This window comes from Streptomyces sp. NPDC002809, from assembly GCF_040295435.1.
Classification (GTDB): Bacteria; Actinomycetota; Actinomycetes; order Streptomycetales; family Streptomycetaceae; genus Streptomyces.
In genome coordinates, this window is sequence record NZ_JBEOVJ010000007.1 from 123,323 (window position 1) to 138,808 (window position 15,486).

Here is a 15,486-nt window from a genome sequence, read left to right on the forward strand (position 1 = left end):
CGTCCCCTTCTCCCCAGGCCCGGAGCCCTCGATGCCGGTCACCACCGCTGCCGCACCCTCCGCCGTCGCCGCGCTGCCGCAGGACTTCGGCGCCCTGCTCCGGGAGGATCCGGAGATCGCCGACGTCCTGGTCGGGGAGCTCCACCGCCAGTCCGGCACCCTGCAGCTGACCGCGGCGGAGAACTTCACCTCGCCCGCGGTCCTGGCCGCCCTCGGCTCCCCGCTCGCCAACAAGTACGCCGAGGGATACCCCGGCGCCCGCCACCACGGCGGCTGCGAGCAGGCGGACGCGGCCGAACGCATCGCGATCCGCCGCGCCACCTCGCTCTTCGGCGCCGAGCACGCCAACGTGCAGCCCCACTCCGGGTCCTCGGCCGTCCTCGCGGCCTACGCGGCGCTGCTGCGGCCCGGCGACACGGTGCTCGCGATGGGACTCCCGTACGGCGGGCACCTCACGCACGGCTCGCCCGCCAACTTCTCCGGCCGCTGGTTCGAGTTCATCGGCTACGGGGTGGACTCCGAGAGCGGGCTGATCGACTACGACCAGGTCCGCACCCTGGCCCGCACGCACCGGCCCAAGGCGATCGTCAGCGGCTCGATCTCCTACCCGCGTCATCCGGACCACGAGCTGTTCCGGGAGATCTGCGACGAGGTGGGCGCCTACCTCATCGCCGACTCCGCGCACCCGATGGGCCTGATCGCCGGGGGAGCGGCGCCCAGCCCCGTGCCGTGCGCGGACGTGGTCTGCGCGACTACGCACAAGGTGCTGCGCGGGCCGCGCGGAGGCATGATCCTGTGCAGCGCGGAACTGGCGGAGCGGATCGACCGGGCCGTCTTCCCCTTCACGCAGGGCGGCGCCCAGATGCACACGGTGGCGGCGAAGGCCGTCGCGTTCGGTGAGGCGGCCGCCCCGGCCTTCGCCGCGTACGCCCACCATGTGGTGGCCCACGCCCGCGTGCTGGCCGCCGGCCTGGAGGCCGAGGGATTCGACATCACCACCGGCGGCACGGACACCCACCTGATCGTCGCGGACCCGGCCCCCCTCGGCGTCGACGGGCCCACCGCGCGCGCCCGGCTGGCCGCCGCAGGTCTGGTGCTGGACACCTGCGCGCTTCCTTACGGTGACGCCCGGGGCATCAGGCTCGGTACCGCGGCCGTCACCACCCAGGGCATGGACGAGTCCGACATGGCCCGCCTCGCGGTGCTGTTCGGGTCCGCGGTGCGCGGGGAGGGTGACGTTCTCGCGGAGGTGCGGGAGATGGCGGCGGCTCACCCGCCCTACCCTGGGTGAAATAGCCCACATATCCGCAATGGTGACTGCCTGTGCAACCATCGCGAGGACCTCCGTGTCCTCAACCATGAGGCCGACGTAGTTAAAGTGTGGGCTGAGATGGCCGGCGACATTTATGGGGCAGCCCGTGCGTGATTACTTGCTGACGCTCTGTGTCACGGCCGCGGTGACGTATCTGCTCACCGGCCCGGTGCGTAAGTTCGCCATCGCGGTCGGGGCGATGCCCGCGATCCGTGCGCGCGACGTCCACCGCGAACCGACACCGAGGCTCGGCGGCATCGCCATGTTCGGCGGGCTGTGCGCCGGGCTGATCGTCGCCGACCACCTGTCCAACCTGGACGGCGTCTTCGAGCTCTCCAACGAACCGCGGGCGCTGCTCTCCGGGGCGGCCCTGATCTGGCTGATCGGCGTCCTGGACGACAAGTTCGAGATCGACGCCCTGATCAAGCTGGGCGGACAGATGATCGCCGCGGCCGTCATGGTGCTCCAGGGCCTGACGATCCTGTGGCTGCCGATCCCGGGCGTCGGCACGGTCGCCCTCACCCCGTGGCAGGGCACGCTGCTCACGGTCGCCCTGGTCGTCGTCACGATCAACGCGGTCAACTTCGTCGACGGTTTGGACGGCCTGGCGGCAGGCATGGTCCTCATCGCCTCCGCGGCCTTCTTCCTCTACACGTACCGCCTCTGGTACGGGCACATGATCGAGGCGGCGGCCCCCGCGACGCTCTTCACGGCGATCCTGATGGGTATGTGCCTCGGGTTCCTGCCGCACAACATGCATCCGGCCCGGATCTTCATGGGGGACTCCGGCTCGATGCTCATCGGCCTCGTCCTGGCGGCCGGCGCGATCTCCGTGACCGGGCAGGTGGACCCGGACACGATGAAGATCTTCGAGGGCAGTGAGCGCCAGGCGACCCATGCGATGTTGCCCGTCTTCATTCCGCTGCTGTTGCCGCTCACCATCATCGCGATCCCGGCTGCCGATCTGGTGCTGGCAATCGTGCGGCGCACCTGGAACGGGCAGTCACCGTTCGCGGCGGACCGGGGGCACCTGCACCACCGACTGCTGGAGATCGGCCATTCGCACAGCCGGTCGGTGCTGATCATGTATTTCTGGTCGGCGCTGATCGCCTTCGGCGCGGTGGGGTACTCGGTGCACTCGGCCTCCATGTGGATCGTCCTGGTGATCGTGGGCCTGAGCGCGCTCGGTCTGATCCTGCTGCTGATGCCCCGGTTCACGCCGCGCGCCCCGCGCTGGGCGGAACGCGTCGTACCGCCGCGCTATCGCCGGCGGCGCCGCCACGAGGCGGAGCCCGGGACGGATCCGTCGCAGGATCCGGGCAGTCAACAAGGGCCCCTGGGTGACCAGATGGGGCAGGATGGGCGCGAGCCCGCGCCGCAGGCCCCGATCGCCGCCGGGGTGTCCGGCGTCAACGGAGCGACCGCGATCGGCCCCCGTTCGCGATTCGCGGACCGGCGCAAGGCTGATTCAACGCGCCGGTGATTTGGGTCATCAGGGTGCAATACCAGACAAGTTGTTGAGTTGCCTTGCTCACACGTGCCGATTAGCCCTCGCGTGTGACAGCAAGCACACTTTCTAGGTAAAGACCTCATCAAATAGTTTGTGATACCGTTCACGAACCCGGTGACAGAGCCGAAGGACCTGAGTAGCACGGTCCCTTGGCCCCGAGGCTTCGACTCGGACCGGGCCTACGCTCGTCCATGACGACACACTGCCCACCCCCAGCAAGCGGAGCTGCCGCCATGCCGTCCAACGACGTCCGGACTCTCCTCCAGGCCGCCGTACCCACCGCTGTCGCCGGCGCAGTCGCCGCCGCGATCAGTGCTGGCGTCGCCGGTGGCAAGGGAGCCCTGGGCGCGATCGTTGCGACGATCGTGGTCATCCTCTTCATGGGGATCGGACTGATGGTCCTGCAACGGACCGCCCGGTCCATGCCTCACCTCTTCCAGGCGATGGGGCTTGCGCTGTACACGGCGCAACTCCTGCTGTTGTTCATCTTCGTCGCCGTATTCAAGAACACCTCGCTGTTCAACCCGAAGGCCTTCGCGATCACTCTGGTCGTGACGACACTCGTGTGGATCGGCGCACAGGCGCGTGCGCACATGAAGGCCAAGATCCTTTACGTGGAACCCGAGTCCGACAAGGACGAAAAGCCCAAGAAGCCGGGGTCCGGAGCGTGAAGGGTAGGGGCGGAATAAATGCAGGTTCGCGACCCTGCTATCGTCCGGTTCCAACTGCGGCACTGCGGGCGCGGGCATGTGAGCTGACGCCTGCTCGATCGCGAGGCTCAAATGCCTGACTGCCGCTCACACATCCGAAACACCAGTCCAGTGCCGAACCGCGGCTGCGCGCCGCGCCGACACAACGAGGTTGCCGTACCTATGCGCCACGCTGAAGGAGCCCGCGGTGAGTGCTGACCCGACACAGGTGCTCGCCTTCGAGACCGATTGCCACATCTTCGACGGTTGTGGTTTCCCGGCACCCGGCCTGCACTCGTTCCTGTTCGAACCCCTCTGGGGCGACGCGGACAGCAACTTGTACTTCAACAAGACGATGCTGCTGGCCCTGCTCGGCTCGGTCATCATCGTTGGCTTCTTCTGGGCCGCCTTCCGTAAGCCGAAGTTGGTGCCCGGCAAGCTTCAGATGGTTGCCGAGGCCGGATACGACTTCGTCCGCCGCGGCATCGTCTACGAGACGATCGGCAAGAAGGACGGCGAGAAGTACGTCCCGCTGATGGTCTCCCTGTTCTTCGTCATCTGGATGATGAACCTCTGGTCCATCATCCCGGTTGCCCAGTTCCCCGTGACGGCGATCATCTCGTATCCGGCGGCTCTCGCCGGGATCGTCTACATCCTGTGGGTCGTCCTGACCTTCAAGAAGCACGGCTTCGTCGGAGCGTTCAAGAACTTCACGGGCTACGACAAGAGCCTCGGCGGGGTCCTGCCGCTCTCCATGACCATCGAGTTCTTCTCGAACCTGCTGGTCCGGCCGTTCACGCACGCAGTGCGACTGTTCGCGAACATGTTCGCGGGCCACACGCTCCTGCTGCTCTTCACGATCGCCAGCTGGTACCTGCTCAACGGCATCGGCATCGCCTACGCAGGTGTGTCGTTCGTGATGGTCATCGTGATGACCGCCTTCGAGCTCTTCATCCAGGCTGTCCAGGCCTATGTGTTCGTGCTGCTGGCCTGCAGCTACATCCAGGGCGCTCTCGCCAAGGGCCACTGAGCACCCACCTCCTGAAGCACCCGGTGGCCAACCCCCACCGGACATTGAAAGAGAAGGAAGAACCGGCATGTCCGCTCTCCAGACCCTCGCCGCCGGCGTCGAAATCAAGGGCAACCTCGGCTCGATCGGTTACGGCCTCGCCGCGATCGGCCCCGGCGTCGGCATCGGCATCATCTTCGGTAACGGTACCCAGGCGCTCGCCCGTCAGCCCGAGGCTGCCGGTCTCATCCGCGCCAACCAGATTCTCGGCTTCGCCTTCTGTGAGGCGCTCGCCCTGATCGGTCTGGTCATGCCGTTCGTCTACCCGACCTCCTGACCGGTCGCGAACAGCCCATTCGACGGAAGGCACTGACGTGAACCCCCTGGTTCAGCTCGCGGCGGAGGAAGCGGAAAACCCGCTCATCCCGCCGATCCCTGAGCTCGTCATTGGCCTCATCGCTTTCGTCATCGTCTTCGGCTTCCTCGCCAAGAAGCTCCTCCCGAACATCAACCAGGTTCTGGAAGAGCGTCGCGAGGCCATCGAAGGCGGTATCGAAAAGGCCGATGCGGCCCAGACCGAGGCCCAGAGCGTTCTTGAGCAGTACAAGGCTCAGCTCGCCGAGGCCCGCCACGAAGCCGCTCGTCTGCGCCAGGAGGCGCAGGAGCAGGGCGCCGTGATCCTGCAGGAAATGCGGGCGGAAGGCCAGCGGCAGCGCGAGGAGATCGTCGCTGCCGGCCACGCCCAGATCGAGGCAGACCGCAAGGCCGCTGCTTCGGCGCTGCGCCAGGACGTGGGCAAGCTCGCCACCGACCTGGCCGGCAAGCTCGTCGGCGAGTCCCTCGAGGACCACGCCCGGCAGAGCGGCACCGTCGACCGGTTCCTCGACGAGCTCGAGGCGAAGGCCGAGGCAGTCCGATGAACAGCGCGAGCCGCGAGGCACTGGCTGCCGCACGCGAGCGCCTCGACGCACTGACCGACAACACGTCGGTCGACGCGGCGAAGCTCGCCGAGGACCTGGCCGGCGTCACGGCGCTGCTGCACCGCGAGGTGTCGCTGCGCCGGGTCCTGACCGACCCGGCGCAGGCCGGCGAGGCCAGGGCCGAGCTGGCCGGACGGCTGCTGAGCGGTCAGGTGGGCGGCGAAGCCGTCGACCTGGTCTCCGGCATGGTCCGCTCGCGCTGGTCGCAGTCGCGTGACCTGGTCGACTCGGTCGAGGAACTGGCGAACATCGCCGACCTCACCGCCGCCCAGCGCAGCGGAGACCTCGACGACGTCGAGGACGAGCTGTTCCGGTTCGGCCGGATCGTGGCCTCGGACACCGGGCTGCGCTCCGCGCTCACCAGCCGGACCGCGACCCCCGCCGCCAAGGGCGAGCTGCTGCGCAGCCTGCTCGGCGGAAAGGCGCGGCCCACCACCGAGCGCATCGTCGTGCGGCTTGTCACCCAGCCCCGGGGACGTAGCCTGGAAGCGGGACTCGAGTCCCTTTCCAAGCTCGCCGCGGACCGCCGGGACCGCGTGGTGGCGGTCGTCACCTCGGCCGTGCCGCTCAGTGACCGGCAGAAGCAGCGTCTCGGCGCCGCTCTGGCGAAGATCTACGGCCGGCAGATGCACCTGAGCCTCGACGTGGACCCCGAGGTCCTCGGCGGGATCGCGGTGCGGGTCGGCGACGAGGTCATCAACGGCACCATCGCGGAGCGCCTCGACGAGGCAACCCGTCGCATGGCCGGCTGACCCTGCGCGCCGTACCAAACAGAACAGAGCAAGACCAGCGGCCCGGTTGGGCCGTGCAGAAATTGCAGAAGATTCCTGGGGGTCGGCCCCCAGACCCCCTTAAGAAACTTCGGGCCCAACAAGGAGAGCAGGGAACCCAGATGGCGGAGCTCACGATCCGGCCGGAGGAGATCCGGGACGCACTGGAGAACTTTGTCCAGTCGTACCAGCCGGACGCGGCCTCGCGCGAGGAGGTCGGAACGGTCAGCGTTGCCGGCGACGGCATCGCGAAGGTGGAGGGCCTGCCCTCCGCCATGGCGAACGAACTGCTGAAGTTCGAGGACGGAACCCTCGGTCTCGCCCTCAACCTCGAAGAGCGCGAGATCGGTGCGATCGTCCTCGGCGAGTTCAGCGGAATCGAGGAGGGCCAGCCGGTGCAGCGCACCGGTGAGGTGCTCTCCGTCGGCGTCGGCGAGGGTTACCTCGGCCGCGTCGTCGACCCGCTCGGCAACCCGATCGACGGTCTCGGCGAGATCGCGACCGAAGGCCGTCGCGCCCTCGAGCTGCAGGCCCCTGGCGTCATGGTCCGCAAGTCGGTGCACGAGCCGATGCAGACCGGCTACAAGGCCGTCGACGCCATGGTGCCGATCGGCCGCGGCCAGCGTCAGCTGATCATCGGCGACCGTCAGACGGGCAAGACCGCGCTGGCCGTCGACACGATCATCAACCAGCGCGACAACTGGCGCTCGGGCGACGTGAACAAGCAGGTGCGCTGCATCTACGTCGCCATCGGTCAGAAGGGCTCCACCATCGCCTCCGTGCGAGGTGCCCTGGAAGAGGCCGGCGCGCTCGAGTACACGACCATCGTCGCCGCCCCGGCGTCCGACCCGGCCGGCTTCAAGTACCTGGCGCCGTACACCGGCTCGGCCATCGGCCAGCACTGGATGTACGACGGCAAGCACGTTCTGATCATCTTCGACGACCTCTCGAAGCAGGCCGACGCCTACCGCGCCGTGTCGCTTCTGCTGCGCCGTCCGCCGGGCCGTGAGGCCTACCCGGGCGACGTCTTCTACCTGCACTCGCGTCTGCTGGAGCGTTGCGCCAAGCTTTCCGACGCGATGGGTGCCGGTTCGATGACGGGCCTCCCGATCGTCGAGACCAAGGCGAACGACGTGTCGGCGTTCATCCCGACCAACGTCATCTCCATCACCGACGGCCAGTGCTTCCTGGAGTCCGACCTGTTCAACGCGGGTCAGCGTCCGGCGCTCAACGTCGGTATCTCGGTCTCCCGAGTCGGTGGCTCCGCCCAGCACAAGGCCATGAAGCAGGTCTCCGGCCGACTGCGCGTGGACCTCGCCCAGTACCGCGAGCTGGAGGCGTTCGCCGCCTTCGGTTCCGACCTGGACGCGGCCTCCAAGGCGTCGCTCGAGCGCGGTAAGCGCATGGTCGAGCTGCTGAAGCAGGCACAGTACGCGCCGTTCCCGATGGAGGAGCAGGTCGTCTCCGTCTGGGCCGGCACCACGGGCAAGATGGACGACGTCCCGGTCGAGGACATCCGCCGCTTCGAGGGCGAGCTGCTGGAGTTCCTGCGCCGTGAGCGCAAGGACCTCCTGACCAGCATCGCCGAGGGCGGCAAGATGTCCGACGACACGCTGCAGTCGATCGCCGACGCGATCGCCGCCTTCAAGCAGCAGTTCGAGACCTCGGACGGCAAGCTCCTGGGCGAGGGCTGATCGATGGGCGCTCAGCTTCGCGTTTACAAGCGCCGCATCCAAGCCGTCACCGCGACCAAGAAGATCACCAAGGCGATGGAGATGATCGCCGCCTCGCGCATCGTCAAGGCGCAGCGCAAGGTGACGGCGTCGATGCCGTACGCCACCGAGCTCACCCGCGCGGTGACCGCGGTGGCGACCGGCTCCAACACCAAGCACCCGCTCACCACCGAGGCCGAGGCGCCGGTGCGGGCCGCGGTCCTGCTCCTCACGAGCGACCGCGGTCTGGCCGGCGGCTACTCCTCCAACGCCATCAAGGCTGCGGAGAGGCTGCGGGAGCGGCTTGCGGCCGAGGGCAAGGAGGTCGACACGTACATCGTCGGCCGTAAGGGTGTCGCCTACTACGGGTTCCGCGAGCGCAAGGTCGCGGAGTCGTGGACCGGCTTCACCGACAGCCCGGAGTACGCGGACGCCAAGAAGATCGCCGCGCCCCTGATCGAGTCCATCCAGAAGGACACGGCCGAGGGCGGCGTCGACGAGCTGCACATCGTCTACACCGAGTTCGTGTCGATGATGACGCAGAACGCGGTCGACGGCCGGATGCTGCCGCTCTCGCTCGACCAGGTCGCGGAGGAGAGCGGTGCGAAGGACGAGATCCTTCCGCTGTTCGACTTCGAGCCGTCGGCGGAGGACGTCCTCGACGCCCTTCTGCCGCGCTACGTCGAGAGCCGCATCTACAACGCACTGCTGCAGGCTGCTGCTTCCGAGCACGCCGCCCGCCGCCGCGCGATGAAGTCGGCGACCGACAATGCCGGGGATCTGATCAAGAGCCTCTCCCGGCTTGCCAACGCGGCCCGCCAGGCCGAAATCACCCAGGAAATCAGCGAGATCGTCGGCGGTGCAGGTGCGCTGGCCGACGCGTCCGCGGGGAGTGACAAGTAATGACGACGACAGTTGAGACGGCCGCTGCCACGGGCCGCGTCGCCCGGGTCATCGGCCCGGTCGTCGACGTGGAGTTCCCCGTCGACGCGATGCCGGAGATCTACAACGCCCTGCACGTCGAGGTCGACGACCCGGCCGAGGCCGGCGCTCGTAAGACGCTGACCCTCGAAGTCGCCCAGCACCTGGGTGACGGCGTGGTCCGCGCGATCTCGATGCAGCCCACCGACGGTCTGGTCCGCCAGGCCCCGGTGACCGACACCGGCAAGGGCATCATGGTGCCGGTCGGTGACATCACCAAGGGCAAGGTGTTCAACACCCTCGGTCAGATCCTGAACGAGCCGGAGGCCGAAGCTCAGATCACCGAGCGCTGGCCGATCCACCGCAAGGCCCCGGCCTTCGACCAGCTCGAGTCGAAGACCGAGATGTTCGAGACCGGCCTGAAGGTCGTCGACCTGCTGACCCCGTACGTCAAGGGCGGCAAGATCGGTCTGTTCGGTGGTGCGGGCGTCGGCAAGACGGTCCTCATCCAGGAAATGATCATGCGTGTGGCGAAGCTGCACGACGGTGTGTCGGTGTTCGCCGGCGTCGGTGAGCGCACCCGTGAGGGCAACGACCTCATCGACGAGATGACGGACTCGGGCGTTCTGGAGAAGACCGCACTGGTCTTCGGCCAGATGGACGAGCCGCCGGGCACGCGTCTTCGCGTGGCCCTGTCCGCCCTGACCATGGCGGAGTACTTCCGCGATGTGCAGAAGCAGGACGTGCTGCTCTTCATCGACAACATCTTCCGCTTCACGCAGGCCGGTTCCGAGGTCTCCACGCTGCTCGGCCGCATGCCGTCCGCAGTGGGTTACCAGCCGACCCTGGCCGACGAGATGGGTGTGCTCCAGGAGCGCATCACCTCGACGCGTGGTCACTCGATCACCTCGATGCAGGCGATCTACGTCCCCGCGGACGACCTGACCGACCCGGCTCCGGCCACCACGTTCGCCCACCTCGACGCGACGACGGTTCTCTCCCGTCCGATCTCCGAGAAGGGCATCTACCCGGCCGTGGACCCGCTGGACTCCACGTCCCGCATCCTGGACCCGCGCTACATCGCGCAGGACCACTACGACACGGCCAGCCGCGTCAAGGGGATCCTGCAGAAGTACAAGGACCTCCAGGACATCATCGCGATCCTCGGTATCGACGAGCTGGGCGAGGAGGACAAGCTCGTTGTCCACCGTGCCCGTCGCGTCGAGCGCTTCCTGTCGCAGAACACCCACGCCGCCAAGCAGTTCACCGGCCTGGACGGTTCGGACGTTCCGCTCGACGAGTCGATCGCCGCGTTCAACGCGATCTGCGACGGGGAGTACGACCACTTCCCCGAGCAGGCGTTCTTCATGTGCGGTGGCATCGAGGACCTGAAGGCCAACGCCAAGGAGCTCGGCGTCTCCTGAGCCTCCGGCTCACCGAGGGGGGTGGGTGTGTCCCGCCCCCCTCACCACGCCCCGTAGAATTGACCCAACACCCGGCATGACCGCCGGGTGGTGACCCGAGGAGCCACCCTTGGCTGCTGAGCTGCATGTCGAGCTGGTCGCCGCGGACCGCAGTGTCTGGTCCGGCGAGGCCACCCTCGTTGTCGCACGTACCACGTCCGGCGACATCGGCGTCATGCCCGGTCACCAGCCGCTTCTGGGTGTGCTGGAATCGGGCCCGGTGACGATCCGTACGAGCGAAGGCGGCACTGTCGTCGCCGCTGTGCACGGCGGTTTCATCTCGTTCGCCGACGACAAGCTCTCGCTGCTGGCGGAGATTGCCGAGCTGGCCGACGAGATCGACGTCGAGCGCGCGGAGCGTGCGTTCGAGCGTGCGAAGTCGGACACGGACAGCGCTGCCGAGCGCCGCGCCGATGTGCGACTGCGTGCGGTGGCGGTGCACTAGTCACCCCGCGAAACGGCTTTACCCTCAGCCGCGGCCCGAGCTGGAGACCTCTCCAGACCGTGTCGCGGCTGAGGCGATGCAGGTGCAGGTGAAGTTCGGGCGGTATCCGTTTACTCGATGACGCGAGGAGGTCGGTGGAGATGGTCCTCGCGCTGTGGGTGGGCGGGCTCGTCGTCGCACTGGTCCTGGTGGGGCTCTTCGTCTTCGGTCTGCGCCGGCGGCTGATTCAGCGCTCCGGCGGGACCTTCGACTGCAGCCTGCGATGGAACGTGTCGGCGGAGCCCGATCTCTCGGGCAAGGGCTGGGTGTACGGAGTCGCCCGCTATCACGGCGACAAGGTCGACTGGTTCCGGGTCTTCAGCTACTCCCCGCGCCCGCGCCGGGTGCTGGAGCGCTCCTCGATCGAGGTCGTCAGCCGCCGGCTGCCCGAGGGCGAGGAGGAGCTCGCGCTGCTCTCCGACGCCGTCGTGCTCGGCTGTCTCCACCGGGAGACCCGCCTGGAGCTGGCGATGAGCGAGGACGCCCTCACCGGTTTCCTCGCCTGGCTGGAGGCGGCACCGCCCGGCCAGAGGGTGAACGTGGCCTGAGACCGGGCTGCGTACAACAGACACGAAAACCGGGGAGACAGGGGGCGGACCTGTCTCCCCGGTGCTTTTCGGGGGTTACGCGATGAGCGGTGCGGTGGGGACTACTTGAGACCGCTGTTCATCGCGCTCACGAGCTCACCGTTGCTGGTGTCGCCGCTGAACTCCCAGAAGAACGCGCCTCCCAGGCCCTGGTTCTTCGCCCAGGTCATCTTGGACGCGATGGTGGCCGGGGTGTCGTAGCTCCACCAGTTGGTGCCGCAGTGCGCGTACGCCGTACCGGCGATCGTGCCGGTGGACGGGCAGCTGTTCTTGAGGACCTTGTAGTCCTCGATGCCTGCCTCGTACGTGCCGGGGGCCGCGCCGGTGGCGGTGCCGCCGGGTGCGTCCTGGGTGACGCCGGTCCAGCCGCGGCCGTAGAAGCCGATGCCGAGCAGCAGCTTCGAGGCGGGGACCCCCTGGGCCTTCAGCTTGGCGATGGCCTCGGTGGCGGTGAAGCCGGCCTTCGGGATGCCGCTGTACGAGGTGAGCGGGGAGTGCGGGGCGGTCGGGCCCTTCGCGTCCCAGGCGCCGAAGAAGTCGTACGTCATCACGTTGTACCAGTTCAGCGACTGCGCGGCGCCCGCGTAGTCCGCGAGGTCGATCTTGCCGCCCTCCGAACCGTCGGCCGTGATGGCCGCGGTCACCAGGTTGCTGCTGCCGAACTTGGTGCGCAGTGCGGACGTGAGCGCCTTCAGCGAGGCCGGGCCGCTGGTGTCACAGGTCAGACCGCAGGCGTTGGGGTACTCCCAGTCGATGTCGATGCCGTCGAAGACATCGGCCCAACGGGGGTCCTCGACCAGGTCGTAGCAGGACTGGGCGAACGCGGCCGGGTTCTGCGCGGCCTGGCCGAAGCCGCCGGACCAGGTCCAGCCGCCGAAGGACCACAGGACCTTGATGTGCGGGTACTTCGCCTTGAGCTTGCGCAGCTGGTTGAAGCTGCCGCGCAGCGGCTGGTCCCAGGTGTCGGCGACGCCGTCGACGGACTGGTCGGCGGTGTACGCCTTGTCGTAGTCGGCGTAGGAGTCACCGATGGTGCACTTGCCGCCCTGGACGTTGCCGAAGGCGTAGTTGATGTGCGTGATCTTCGCGGCGGAACCGGAGGTGTCCAGGTTCTTGACGTGGTAGTTCCGGCCGTAGACGCCCCACTCGGCGAAGTAGCCGAGGTTGACCTTGGAGCCGGTGCCGGGGTCGGTGCCACCGCCGCCGGTGGTGTGCACCTTGACCGCGCCGCTGGCCGGGCCGGTCTGGTCGGCGGTGTCCCGGGCCCGCACGGTGTACGAGTAGTCGGTACCCGCGGTGAGGCCGGTGTTGGTGTACGTGGTGCCGGTGACCGTGGCGACGACCGCGCCGTCCCGCAGGACGTCGTAGTTCTTGACGCCGTTGTCGTCGGTGGCCGCGCTCCAGCTCAGCTTCGCCGAGGTGTCGGTGACGGCGCTCGCGGTGGGGGTGCCCGGCGCCGAGGGGGCGTTGTCGCCGGGGACGCTGCCGCCGTCGCAGGAGGCGCCGTTCAGCTTGCAGCCGGTGGGGGAGCCGGCGCCGGTGCCGTTGAAGCCGAAGGAGACGCTGGCGCCCGGTGCGACCGTGCCGTTCCAGCCGAGGTTCTTGGCGGTCCAGTGGGTGCCGGAGCTGGTGACGGTGGCGTCCCAGGCGGAACCGGCGGCGGTGCCGGAGGGGAAGTCCCACTCGATGGTCCAGGAGCTGAGGGCGGTGGTGCCGGTGTTCTTCACCGTCCACTGGCCCTCGAAGCCGCTGCCCCAGTCGGACTTCTTGAGGTACGTGGCGGTCGCCGAGGTCGCTGCTTCGGCCGGGGAGGCCATGCCGACCATCGCGGCGAGGGGAAGGAGCAGTGCGGTGAGGCCCGCGACGGCTCGGGATCTGGTGGCTTTTCCGGCCCCGAATCTGAATCGGGTCCGGCGGGGGGTCTCAGTGCTCAACGGTGCTCCTCGGGTGAGGTCCGGACAAACGGGGGTGGTCCGTGGACTGCAAACCCTGCGCCGCCCTGAGCCTGCCTTGTCATGGCGGGCTCACCGCAGTGTGCTCGGTGAGATTAGGAAGGTCTGGACCAATCGTCAAGAGGTCCAGACCAAAGATCGGGGTTGGATGTGGATAAACCTCAGACGCCCAACTCCTGTGCCAGCACCGCCGCCTGGACCCGGCTGCGCAGCTCCAGCTTCCCCAGCAACCGGCTGACGTGCGTCTTCACCGTCGCCTCGGCCATCGACAGCCGCACCGCGATCTCCGCGTTCGACAGCCCCTCCCCGAGACACCCGAGCACCTCGCGCTCGCGCCGGGTGAGCGCGTCCAGGACCGTCCTGTCGGGGCCTTCCGACGGCCGTGCGGGTGCCGTCCCTGCGAACTCCGCGATCAGCCGGCGCGTCACCGACGGGGCGATCAGCCCCTCGCCCCGCGCCACCGTACGGACCGCGTCCAGCAGCCCGCGCGCCTCGGTGTCCTTCAGCAGAAAGCCCGACGCCCCGGCCCGCAGTGCACCGAACACGTACTCGTCCAGGTCGAACGTCGTCAGCACCAGCACGTCCGCCAGCCGCTCCTCGACCACCTGCTTCGTCGCGGAGACCCCGTCGAGCCGGGGCATCTGGATGTCCATCAGCACCAGGTCCGGACGCAGTTCGCGGGCCAGCCGGACGGCCTCCTCACCGTCACCGGCCTCCCCGACGACCTCGATGTCCGGTGCGCTGCCCAGGATGAGCACCAGCCCCGCCCGTACGGCCGACTGGTCCTCGGCGACCAGAACCCGGATCGTCATGACTTCACGCTTCCTTCCGCCACGGGCAGTTGTGCCCGGACCTGCCAGATCTTCGCGCCGTCCCCGGTGGACACGGTGCCCGCCTCGAACTCCCCGCCGAGCAGCGCCACTCGCTCCCGCATCCCGATCAGACCGGCCCCCGAGCCCGGGGCGCGCGGCCCCGGCCGGTCCCCGAGGGTGCTGACCACCTCCACCGTCAGCAGCCCTCCCGTCTGCCCCAGCCGCACCGTGACCGGTCCCGGGGCGGCGTGCTTGAGCGCGTTCGTGAGGGACTCCTGGACGATGCGGTACGCGGCCAGCTCCACCGGGGCCGGCAGCCGACCGGGGTCGGTGCGGGCATCGTCCAGGGTGCAGGTCAGCCCGCTGGAGGCGGCGTTCGTACGGTGATGCTCGACGAGGGCGTCCAGCGAGCCGAGCGTCGGCGAGCTGCTCGGCTCCAGGTCCGCGGCCCCGGTGCGCAACAGCCCGATCAGACGGCGCATTTCGGCCAGACCGTCGACGCTGTTCTCGCGGATGACTCCGAGGGCGTCGCGGGAGGTCGCCGGGTCGTCGATGGAGAGCGCGGCGGTGGAGTGGATGGCGATGGCGGAGAGGTGGTTGGCGACCATGTCGTGCAGTTCGCGTGCCATCCGGGCGCGTTCGGCGGTCACCGCCTGCACGCGGTCCATCTCGGCCAGCAGGGCGGTCTGATCGGCGCGCAGCCGGGCGGTCTCGGCGGCGTCGCGGTGGTTGCGGACACTGACCCCGGTGAGCGCGGGCACGAAGGAGACCAGACCCGTGACGATGCCGATGAGCAGGGCCTCGGCGTCTCGGAACCAGGCCAGGAACCCGATCGTGACCCCGACCGTGATCAGGAACGTGGTCACCGGGATCCGGCGTGCGGCCGCCGGGGTCCCGTACAGCACGGCCGCGTACATGACGTCGGTGAACATCAGCACGGTCGCCAGGTTCCCGCGCGTGAACTGGTCCGCGACCAGGGCGAGTGTGCCGATGACCAGCGCCGTCCGGGGTGCGCTTCTGCGCAGCAGTTCCACCCCGGACATCACGGCGAGCGGGAGGAGCGCGAGCCAGGGCGCGTCGAGGAGGCGGCCGTTCTGCATGTGCAGACCGAGCAGCGACAGGACCGCTCCACCGAGCAGTCCGACGACGGCGATGAGGACGTCGCTGCGGTGGGGGCGGGCCAGGTGGCGGGAGCGGGCCGGAGGGAACACCCACCCATCCAACACGTCCGGCCGGCGGCGGCACGTCCGCACGGGGAGTGATCCGTCAGTACATCGAAGGATGC

General features: G+C 68.5%; 15 protein-coding genes. 12 read left to right on the forward strand and 3 right to left on the reverse strand.

Features of this window, described 5'->3' with window-relative positions:
• Positions 1-31 precede the first annotated feature (31 nt).
• From glyA to ABT025_RS07130, 12 genes are all read left to right on the forward strand, one after another.
• On the forward strand, positions 32-1,291 hold the full coding sequence (gene glyA, locus ABT025_RS07075; RefSeq protein ID WP_350990737.1) for a serine hydroxymethyltransferase: 1,260 nt from the start codon (positions 32-34) through the stop codon (positions 1,289-1,291).
• A gap of 115 nt (positions 1,292-1,406) precedes the next feature.
• The gene (locus ABT025_RS07080; protein ID WP_350990739.1) at positions 1,407-2,795 is read left to right on the forward strand and encodes an MraY family glycosyltransferase; all 1,389 of its coding nucleotides are present in this window, start codon (positions 1,407-1,409) and stop codon (positions 2,793-2,795) included.
• Between the two features lie 260 nt (positions 2,796-3,055).
• A complete protein-coding gene (locus ABT025_RS07085; protein ID WP_350990741.1) occupies positions 3,056-3,493 on the forward strand; it encodes a Cg1360 family ATP-synthase-associated protein in 438 nt (145 codons plus the stop codon).
• Positions 3,494-3,719: 226 nt separating this feature from the next.
• Positions 3,720-4,541: a F0F1 ATP synthase subunit A gene (gene atpB, locus ABT025_RS07090; protein WP_350990743.1), complete on the forward strand. Its 822-nt coding sequence runs from the start codon at positions 3,720-3,722 to the stop codon at positions 4,539-4,541.
• Positions 4,542-4,608: 67 nt separating this feature from the next.
• Positions 4,609-4,857, forward strand: a complete 249-nt coding sequence (gene atpE, locus ABT025_RS07095; protein WP_018102636.1) for an ATP synthase F0 subunit C — start codon at positions 4,609-4,611, stop codon at positions 4,855-4,857.
• A 37-nt stretch (positions 4,858-4,894) separates the two neighbouring features.
• Positions 4,895-5,440: a F0F1 ATP synthase subunit B gene (locus tag ABT025_RS07100; protein WP_350990745.1), complete on the forward strand. Its 546-nt coding sequence runs from the start codon at positions 4,895-4,897 to the stop codon at positions 5,438-5,440.
• Positions 5,437-6,252 (forward strand): F0F1 ATP synthase subunit delta, encoded by an 816-nt coding sequence (locus ABT025_RS07105; RefSeq protein WP_350990750.1) that lies wholly within the window; start codon positions 5,437-5,439, stop codon positions 6,250-6,252. The genes ABT025_RS07100 and ABT025_RS07105 overlap by 4 nt, the downstream gene beginning before the upstream one ends.
• Positions 6,253-6,392: 140 nt before the next feature.
• Positions 6,393-7,964, forward strand: coding sequence for a F0F1 ATP synthase subunit alpha (gene atpA / locus ABT025_RS07110; protein WP_350990752.1), 1,572 nt, complete (start codon positions 6,393-6,395; stop codon positions 7,962-7,964).
• Positions 7,965-7,967: 3 nt separating this feature from the next.
• The gene (locus tag ABT025_RS07115) at positions 7,968-8,885 is read left to right on the forward strand and encodes a F0F1 ATP synthase subunit gamma (protein WP_350990754.1); all 918 of its coding nucleotides are present in this window, start codon (positions 7,968-7,970) and stop codon (positions 8,883-8,885) included.
• Complete coding sequence (gene atpD / locus ABT025_RS07120) at positions 8,885-10,327, forward strand: F0F1 ATP synthase subunit beta (RefSeq protein WP_326738793.1); 1,443 nt, start codon at positions 8,885-8,887, stop codon at positions 10,325-10,327. Before ABT025_RS07115 ends, atpD begins: the two co-directional genes overlap by 1 nt.
• Positions 10,328-10,436: 109 nt before the next feature.
• Positions 10,437-10,811 (forward strand): F0F1 ATP synthase subunit epsilon, encoded by a 375-nt coding sequence (locus ABT025_RS07125; RefSeq protein WP_148020742.1) that lies wholly within the window; start codon positions 10,437-10,439, stop codon positions 10,809-10,811.
• A 140-nt stretch (positions 10,812-10,951) separates the two neighbouring features.
• Complete coding sequence (locus ABT025_RS07130; RefSeq protein ID WP_350990861.1) at positions 10,952-11,398, forward strand: DUF2550 domain-containing protein; 447 nt, start codon at positions 10,952-10,954, stop codon at positions 11,396-11,398.
• 101 nt (positions 11,399-11,499) lie between these two features.
• Here ABT025_RS07130 and ABT025_RS07135 read toward each other — a convergent pair whose 3' ends face one another.
• From ABT025_RS07135 to ABT025_RS07145, 3 genes are all read right to left on the reverse strand, one after another.
• Entirely contained in the window at positions 11,500-13,371 is a 1,872-nt protein-coding gene (locus ABT025_RS07135; protein WP_350990757.1) for a glycosyl hydrolase family 18 protein, read from the reverse strand.
• Positions 13,372-13,550: 179 nt separating this feature from the next.
• Positions 13,551-14,201: a response regulator gene (locus ABT025_RS07140; RefSeq protein ID WP_350990759.1), complete on the reverse strand. Its 651-nt coding sequence runs from the start codon at positions 14,199-14,201 to the stop codon at positions 13,551-13,553.
• Complete coding sequence (locus ABT025_RS07145; protein ID WP_350990761.1) at positions 14,198-15,412, reverse strand: sensor histidine kinase; 1,215 nt, start codon at positions 15,410-15,412, stop codon at positions 14,198-14,200. The genes ABT025_RS07140 and ABT025_RS07145 overlap by 4 nt, the downstream gene beginning before the upstream one ends.
• Positions 15,413-15,486 lie beyond the last annotated feature (74 nt).